This window comes from Christensenella sp. (assembly GCF_034927525.1).
In the GTDB taxonomy this organism is placed as follows: Bacteria; Bacillota; Clostridia; order Christensenellales; family Christensenellaceae; genus Christensenella.
In genome coordinates, this window is record NZ_JAYFPU010000044.1 from 1 (window position 1) to 5586 (window position 5586).

5 protein-coding genes and 1 tRNA gene are annotated in these 5586 nt (G+C 49.1%); all 6 read left to right on the forward strand.

Annotated features, from left to right (window positions below; genetic code table 11):
• Window positions 1-1765: oxidoreductase (locus VB081_RS01605; protein ID WP_323399115.1), on the forward strand; the 1765-nt coding region annotated here is incomplete at its 5' end.
• 20 nt (window positions 1766-1785) lie between these two features.
• Window positions 1786-2643 carry a sugar phosphate isomerase/epimerase family protein gene (locus VB081_RS01610; protein WP_323399116.1) on the forward strand — a complete coding sequence of 286 codons (858 nt, stop codon included), beginning with the start codon at window positions 1786-1788 and terminating at the stop codon, window positions 2641-2643.
• A 5-nt stretch (window positions 2644-2648) separates the two neighbouring features.
• The gene (locus VB081_RS01615) at window positions 2649-3647 is read left to right on the forward strand and encodes a Gfo/Idh/MocA family protein (protein WP_323399117.1); all 999 of its coding nucleotides are present in this window, start codon (window positions 2649-2651) and stop codon (window positions 3645-3647) included.
• Between the two features lie 20 nt (window positions 3648-3667).
• Window positions 3668-4513: a PIG-L deacetylase family protein gene (locus VB081_RS01620; RefSeq protein ID WP_323399118.1), complete on the forward strand. Its 846-nt coding sequence runs from the start codon at window positions 3668-3670 to the stop codon at window positions 4511-4513.
• A 55-nt stretch (window positions 4514-4568) separates the two neighbouring features.
• Window positions 4569-4642, forward strand: a tRNA-Trp gene (locus VB081_RS01625).
• A gap of 82 nt (window positions 4643-4724) precedes the next feature.
• On the forward strand, window positions 4725-5507 hold the full coding sequence (proC, locus tag VB081_RS01630; protein ID WP_323399119.1) for a pyrroline-5-carboxylate reductase: 783 nt from the start codon (window positions 4725-4727) through the stop codon (window positions 5505-5507).
• Window positions 5508-5586: the final 79 nt, after the last annotated feature.

Consider the following 5586-nt stretch of genomic DNA (forward strand, 5'->3'; position numbering starts at 1 on the left):
TTATAACACAATGTCTACAAATGATATGGTCGTTAAACTGCCTTGGTCGGCCGGACACGAGATCGTATACGAAAACGCGGAAGAGAGGGGAAAACCCGTACGCGCTATGGCAACAGAAGAAGTCCTCGAGATGGTCGACAAATTTTCAGAAGCGGCGTGGCGTGTAAAACAGGCAGGCTTTGATGCCGTCGAGCTGCATGCGGCGCACGGCTACCTGATCTCGCAGTTCATGAGTCCGCTGCTGAATCGTCGTATCGACCGCTTTGGCGGCAGCTTTGAAAACCGTATGCGTTTTCCGCTGGCGATCATCGACCAAATCCACAAAAAATGCGGAAAAGATTTTCCCGTGCTGGTACGCTATTCTGTCGACGAGTGGGTTCCGGGCGGGCGCGAGCTCGACGAAAGCATTTTAGTGGCCAAGACCTTTGAGCAGGCAGGCGTTGCGGCACTCGATTTAAGCCAGTGTGTGCAGGAAAGCCCGGGGGCGGGGTTTGACCCGATGTATTATCCGGAAGGATGGACGACATATGCGTCAGAAGCGATCAAAAAGGCTGTCAATATCCCTGTGATAAACAGCCATTCGCTGCGCAACCCCGATTTTTGCGACCAATTGATTGCGGAGGATAAAACAGACATGGTGGGATTGTCGCGACAGATTCTGGCTGACCCATATTGGCCTGTCAAAGCCTACTATGGCAAAACAAAGGAAATTCGTCGTTGCATCTCGTGTCTCACAGGCTGCTGGCAAGAATCTATGATGGCGAAAAAAGAGATCGGCTGTGCGATCAATCCTGCGTGCGGAAACGAAAACTATGATGACATGGCGGCCTCGGAAACGCCTGCTAATATTGCAATCGTCGGCGGGGGACCCGCCGGTATGGAAGCAGCACGCATCGCGACAGTGCGCGGACATAAGGTGACGCTGTTTGAAAAAACAGGCGAGCTTGGCGGCGCGATCCTTGGCTGCTGTTTGGTTCCCGGCAAAGAGAAAATGAAATGGTATGCAGACTGGATCCGTGATCAGGTCAAGGAGCTGGGGATCGCAGTAAAGCTGAACACACAGCCTACTGTAGACGAGCTGAAATCGTATGATATCGTACTCAATGCAACAGGAGCTTCTTCCTATGTTCCACAGGTATTTGGCAAGGCGGAAAATGTTCTGCGCTTCGAAGATGTGATCGCGTGCCCGAAGGTGAGCTGTGAGTTTAACCCCGGCAATCGTAAAAATACAAAAACGGGTGAGAAAGTTCTTGTATGGGGCGATCATTATGCCGCGGTGGATACGGCTGCGTTCCTCGCGTCGATCGGCAAGCAGGTGACGATCGTTACACAAAACAAAGAATTTGGTTCAAGCGTCGAAGTGATCCATATGTATGTTCTGAGAAAGCGCTTCGCGCAGACAGACGCGGAAGCACTCGACTCAAAACCGTTCAAGTATCCGGTAAATGTGATCGAAAACGCTACCTTGTATGAGATACGCGACGGCGAAGTGGTCATTGAGGACAAAGAATTCGAACGTACAACGATCGCGATCGATACGGTAGTAAGCTGCCATACCCGCCCGAATACAGAGCTTTTTGAAGCGCTGAAGAAAGCGGGCGTTAAGGTTCTCAATGCAGGAGATGCCGTAAGACCGCGCAACCTGAACGCAGCAGTCACGGAAGGCGCAGCATTTGGTCTGAATGTCGACAGCGAGCTGATGATGAATCCCAACCACGCTGTAATGAATAATCTGCCCATCGATGTATTGGGGCAACTACGCTAAGAGGCAATAAGGGTGCGCATATGGAACGATTCAAAATAGGCGTGATGCTCGATTCCTTTAAAATCGGCATCGATCAGGCAATTGAAGAAGCTGCCCGGCTGGGCGCGCAGGGAGTACAGGCCTACGCGGTCGAGGGCGAAATGAAGCCCGCAAATTTGTCAGAGACAAGAAGAAAAGACATTTTTAACAGGATTCAGGAACACGGCATGGTCGTCGCAGCAATCTGCGGCGACCTTGGCGGTCATGGTTTTACGCGTGAGGAAGAAAATCCACATAAAATTGAGGAATCCAAACGTATCATGGAGCTTGCGAAGATGCTTGCGTGTGATGTTGTAACCACGCATATCGGCGTTGTGCCGACAGATGATACGTGCAGGCGATATGAAACACTTGTTTTGGCATGCAGGGAGCTTGGTGAATTTGCACAAAGTCTGGATGCTGCATATGCGGTAGAAACAGGGCCTGAAACACCTGAAATACTTTGCAAATTCTTAAACGATGTTGGGACAAGGGGATTTTGTGTCAACTACGATCCGGCAAACCTCGTTATGGTGACGGGCAGTGATCCGGTGCAGGGCGTACACACCCTGAAGGATTATATCGTGCATACCCACGCCAAGGACGGACGGATGCTCAAGCAGGCTGATCCACAGGTGATCTACGATTTTTTTGCCGAAGGCGGGATCGACGATTTGAACCTGAAAGACTATTTTCTGGAAACACCTCTTGGGGAAGGTGATGTTGATTTTGAAGCATATCTGAGAGCGCTTGACGAAATCGGTTACCACGGGTTTTTGACGATAGAGCGGGAAGTAGGGGATACACCGGCAAAAGACCTTGCGCATGCGGTGCGCTTTCTGAAAGAAAGGCAGGTCTAATCATTATGTTTCGTATTGTTGTTGTTGGCACAGGTTTTATCGGTTCGTCGCACATAAAGGCGATCGGTAACATAGAAGACGTGACGCTTGACGCTATTGTAGAACAAAACCGCGAACGTGGGGAAGAAGCGGCGGTGCAGGCTGGGTGTGCCTGGTACCCTTCCTTTGATGAATTGATCAAGAACGGTGAAAAACCTGATCTCGCGATCATCGCATTGCCGACTTTTTTGCATGAAGAATACGTAATTCGTGCGGCGCAGGCAAAAATCAACGTACTGTGCGAAAAGCCGGTCACCCTTTCCATCGATTCCTTTGACCGTATGTCGAATGCCTGTAAGGAAAACGGCGTGTGCTTTATGGTCGCGCAGGTCGTGCGTTGGTGGCCTGAATTTGTTGAGATAAAAAAGCTACTCGACGAGAACAAAGTCGGAAAATTACGTATGATCTACGAAGCGCGTTTGGCGCAGCATCCGGGATGGTCTACATGGCACACTGATCCGCAGAAAAGTGGGGGAGGCCTGTTTGATCTGCATATCCACGATATCGATTATCTTTACAGCCTGTTCGGAATGCCGGAAAGTGTATACGCGGTCGGCTGGAAAAGCTCGACCGGTTGCTGGAATCACATCGCATCCAACTTTAAATGGAAAAATGGACTGAAAGCAGTATGTGAGGCGTCGATGGATATGAAGGGCGGACATCCTTTTACCATCCAGCTGCGTGTTGCAGGGGATGACGGAACGCTTGATTACCGCTTTGTGGCGGGGGTAAATATAAAAGACGGAGAACAGACTGCCGATCTGATCTATTACCCAGAGGATCAGAATGCAGTTAAGATACCCGTAGAGCAGTTCGATCCATACGAGCAGGAAGTCCGCGCATATGTACAGGCGATCAGGAAGCATATGGAAGCGCCGATCCCTGCCTGGCAGTCGCGTGATGTGCTGCGGATCGTTTCGGGGATCAGCCAGTCGCTGGAGACGGGAACGGTTTTCACATTTTAATAGAAAAGAAGGGCAACAAAATGGAGTTATTCAATCAGCATACACAAATCATGGTGCCGGATCATACTGACAATGAGGATGCGCTTGCAAGAACAACGGTGCTTTGCATTGCGGCACATCAGGACGATACAGAGATCATGGCATATCACGGCATCGGACAGTGTTATGGAAAAAATGATGAATGGTTTACCAGCGTAATTGCTACCAATGGCGCTGGTTCGCCGCGCACAGGACTCTATGAAAAATATACCAACGAACAAATGTGTGCACTACGGGCAAAGGAGCAGAACAACGCGGCGATCGTCGGCGATTATGCTGCACAAATTCAGCTTGGATACACGAGCGTACAAGTAAAAGATCCCAACCAATATGACCTGACCAACGATCTGGAAATGATCATTGAGGCATGCAGGCCGCAGATCGTGCTGACGCACAATCTGGCAGACAGGCACGAAACGCATGTTTGCACGGCACTGCGCACGATCCATGCCTTACAGCAGGTCACGGAAAGCGCTAGACCTCAAACAGTATATGCAATGGAGGTGTGGCGCGGTCTTGACTGGCTTGATGACAGCGATAAGCTGGTTTTTGATACATCCATGCATCCTAACATTGCAAACGCTGTTGTGGGTGTGTTTGATTCACAGATCAGCGGCGGCAAACGCTACGATTTGGCGGTTATGGGTCGTCGTCGTGCAAACGCTACGTTCCTTGCTTCGCATGGCGTGGATCAGGTAGAGGAAGCAGCCTATGGAATGGATATTACAGAGCTGATGACATCGGATATGGACCCTTGTACTTTCATTGCACAAAAGATTGATACCTTCAAAAACGACGTTATCAGCAAGATCAAGAATCATTGGTAAAAAGCATTGACGGAGGCTTTGTTTTCGTTTATAATTTAATACGTTGCTTTGCAATAGGGGTATGATGTAATGGTAACATTACGGTCTCCAAAACCGTCCTTGAGGGTTCGAGTCCTTCTACCCCTGCCAAAGAAAATCATCGGTTACGGCTGGTGATTTTTTTATTTATGCATTATAATGAATATGAAATATAACAAAGGGAGAGAAACAATTGAAGCATTTTAAGACAGGCTTTATAGGCTGCGGTAATATGGCGTCTGCGATCATCAAAGGGATGCAAAAGGCAGGAGAGAGCGGTATTTTCGTATATGACAAGGATGAAACGAAGGTAAAAGCCTTTGAAGATGTCACGGCATGTGCAAGTATAAACGAGCTGGTTCAGGCAGCGGATATTATTTTTCTTTGCGTAAAGCCCAATATTATTCCTGATGTGCTTTCAGGCATAAAAACAGCGGGCAAAGCTTTTGTGTCGATTGCGGCAGGCGTGACCGACAAGAAGCTGCGTTCCTACCTCCGGGTGGATGCGCGTATTATGCGTATTATGCCCAATACGCCGCTCCTAAGAGGGAAGGGCGCGATCTGTATTCAGACCCCCAATGATTTTACACCGGAGGAATCCGACTATATTATAGGAATTTTTCAGTCGCTCGGTATTGTTGAATTTGTAGACGGGTCGCTGATGGACAGCGTTACAGGCGTTTCCGGCAGTGGGCCTGCCTATGTCTATATGTTTATCGATGCGCTGGCAAAAGCCGGTGTGAAAAACGGACTTGAGCCCGATCTGGCGCTGCGTCTTTCGGTGCAGACATTTGAGGGTGCATGTGCAATGATCAGGGAGACGGACGATACGCCGGAACAATTGATCAAAAATGTATGTTCGCCGGGCGGAACGACGATCGAAGCAATGAAGGTATTTGAGGACAACAATACTTACAAAATCGTTGAACAGGCTGTTGACGCATGTGTTGAGAAGTCCAGAGAGCTGTCAAAATAATAAAGGAATCTTTATATGTTGAAAGAAGTGATCGTTTATTGCGACGGTGCATGTTCAGGAAACCCGGGGCCGGGCGGTT